The sequence below is a fragment of the Acidobacteriota bacterium genome, from assembly GCA_030949985.1.
Classification (GTDB): domain Bacteria; phylum Acidobacteriota; class Polarisedimenticolia; order J045; family J045; genus JALTMS01.
In genome coordinates this window covers 1-2625 of the sequence record JAUZRX010000082.1, presented here as the reverse complement: position 1 = coordinate 2625, position 2625 = coordinate 1, and the positions used below count along the sequence as shown (strand labels likewise).

Here is a 2625-nt window from a genome sequence, read left to right as displayed (position 1 = left end):
TTCCCCACGCCCGTGGGGGTGTTTCCTTCGGCGACGCCTTGTCCTGCGCGTTGATGACGATCGTTGCTTTGCGCTTTGCCATGTCAGACCCCCGGCCTGCTCTGATGTGTCATGTGCGCCTGCGCCTTCGGCCGCGTGTGCTTGAGCGCGAGGATGTCGATCGTCAGCGCCGCGAAGGGCGACAGGCCCGGCACAAAGTCACTCGGCCTGCAGTGGCACTCGCGGGCCATCACCCCGAGCCCGACGAGCCCTGTCCGGTCTCGGACAAAGGGCGCACCTCCTCGACGGCCTCCTCGCTGAAACCCGCGATGCGGTACAGCTCCGTCATGGCGGCAAAGCGCGCCTCTGGGTCGAGCTCCTGCAGGGACTGCTCGCCCTCCGGCTGATCGGCCACGCTCTCATCCACCAGCCGCGGCGCGAGCGCGCACCGCCTGAGCGTCGCGTCAGCCTGGGCGAGCGACGCAAGCGCTGCCTGCATCGCCCTCGGGTCCGTCGGATCGATCTCGCCATCGTGCCCGGCGGACGTCGGCAGCACCGGCAAAGTACCCAGCACCGCCCACACGTCCGCCGCCGTTGGCACGCGGAACAACACCTCGACACCGTCTACATCTAGCGTCACCCTGCGCCGCTTGGCCATGTGTCCCCTCCTCGATTATCAGGTCGTCGCCGTTCCGTTCGTCTCGACGATCTGGAGTGCGCCATACGTCGCGTCATGCCGCGCGACGAAAGGCAGCGTCTGGCCGATCTTCTCGCTCTGCGTCAGCTCCTCGTCCACGTCACCGAGGAAGACGATTTCGTTGCACCGGATCGTGAGTTTGTTGCTGCCGCTGCCGGTGCACGTGATGAGCAGCGTGGCCGTGGCGCCAGACAGGAATTTGTTATAGAGCGTCGCGTCCTCCCACTCCTTATCAACCTGGCCGGTGATCTCGCGATTGCCGGCGCGCGTCGGCTCGGCGATGTACTGCGAGCCGAGGAAGCCGCGGTCGGTGCGGAGGTTGTTGTTCAGCGACACGGAAATACCCGTGACGTTCGTCGTTGCGCCGTCGATCTGGACAGAGATTTGCGACACCTTTACGATGTCGTTGTCGTAGTCCGGATAAGTCGGGCTGGCCGTTTTGGCGACGATCGTAGCCTTTTGGCCGATACCGCCGAAACGGATTTTCAGCTCTTCGCCGACCGACGCCTCAAATGCGAACTCGTTGATCTTGCCGCCGGTGATGAGCTTCGACTCGGCACCCGCCGGATCGAGACCCTTGTGCAGCTCGATGCTCAAGCCGTTCGCCGGCAGCGAGTCAGCCAGGCTGTGCGTGTGCGTGTACGGACCGGCGCCGGCGTCGGTGACAGACCCGAGGGCGTGCTTGAAGAGCTTGCCGATGCCGTCGTACACCGGCACAGGCTCGAGCGTCCACTCGCCGTATTCCAGCCCGTAGTGGATCGTCTCCGGGTCGGCGCGGCCGAGGTACGTGTGCGGATCACCCGGGTGCTTGTGCGTCACCGCGGAGCCGTCGTACACGCGGGCAAACTGGGCACGCGCGACGGCGGTCCCATAGGCGGCCTGCTCGCCCCATCCGGCAAAGATATCGTAAGGCATCAGTCATCCCCTTTCTTGCGCCCGGCGGGCCTCCGCGTGTCGGCCTCAGCCCACCGGCTGTCGCGCGCCAGCAGCTCTTCCGCGCGCTCGTCCTCGACCTCGATCGCGACTCCAGGCTCGAGGTAGCGCCCGTCCCACAGTCCGATTCTACCCTGTCCACTCCATACGATCCGCTTCATGGCGCCGTCCTGTTGTGCTCGTAGACCACCGTCACGAGCACGTCGATCACATTCAGCTCGGGGTGCCCATCGACACCCGCTTCCCACGGGTCGATCTCCGATACGTACAGATCGTCGATGTACCCGAGTCCGATATACTTTCCGTCCGTCTGCGTCTCGAGGATCGTCTCCACGTCGCCGGCGAGATCCTGTATCGCGTCACGGCCGGCATCGCCCTCAGAGCGCATCGCACAGCGCACGGTGAAATGCACCGTGCCGCGCTTGCGGTGCAGTGCCGCGACCTCCTTGCTCTCCGGGCCATCCCAGAAGACAAGCAGCGTCGGCATGTCCAGCTTCGCCGGATCGCCACGCAGGCCGCGCTGCACCGTCTGCACGGTCGTCGAGTAGCCTGCCGCGGTCGTGATCCCCTCCAGCGTCGAGGCGATCGCCGCCTCTATCTCCCGTCTCTTGGCGGCCATGTCCTCCTCCAGACTCGCATCGTCGATGTACCACTCACCCGTCGTCGTCGTACCGGCGAGCACGCCGGTTACGCGAAACTCCACGTCCACGCCGAGCGACTCGAAGCGCCCGGAGAGCTGCGCGTAGTCCGGCACGCTGTCGCCCGCGCCGATCGCAGCGAGCGTCTGCCAGTCTCCCGTGGAGGGGTTGCGCACCTGCAGCGCAAGACCCACAGCGCCCGACACGCGCCTCGCCCACACTGACGCCGTGTGGCTCTCCTCGTACCGCACAGACGGAACCTGGTACACGTACCCCGCCACCGCCGGGCCGTATACCCACTTGCCGGTCGAGGGGTCGATGAAAAGCGGCGTGCGCTCCACGCGCACGGACGCATACCCGCTGCCGGTGCGCGCTCCC

4 protein-coding genes are annotated in these 2625 nt (G+C 66.1%); all 4 read right to left on the bottom strand.

Annotation, left to right across the window (positions count from 1 at the left end):
- Positions 1 to 229 precede the first annotated feature (229 nt).
- Complete coding sequence (locus Q9Q40_14160; protein ID MDQ7008361.1) at positions 230 to 637, bottom strand: hypothetical protein; 408 nt, start codon at positions 635 to 637, stop codon at positions 230 to 232.
- Positions 638 to 655: 18 nt separating this feature from the next.
- Entirely contained in the window at positions 656 to 1591 is a 936-nt protein-coding gene (locus Q9Q40_14155; GenBank protein ID MDQ7008360.1) for a phage tail tube protein, read from the bottom strand.
- Positions 1591 to 1770, bottom strand: a complete 180-nt coding sequence (locus Q9Q40_14150; protein MDQ7008359.1) for a hypothetical protein — start codon at positions 1768 to 1770, stop codon at positions 1591 to 1593. The genes Q9Q40_14155 and Q9Q40_14150 overlap by 1 nt, the downstream gene beginning before the upstream one ends.
- Positions 1767 to 2625 (bottom strand): hypothetical protein (locus Q9Q40_14145; GenBank protein ID MDQ7008358.1); only part of this gene is annotated, 859 nt, incomplete at its 5' end. The genes Q9Q40_14150 and Q9Q40_14145, both read right to left, overlap by 4 nt.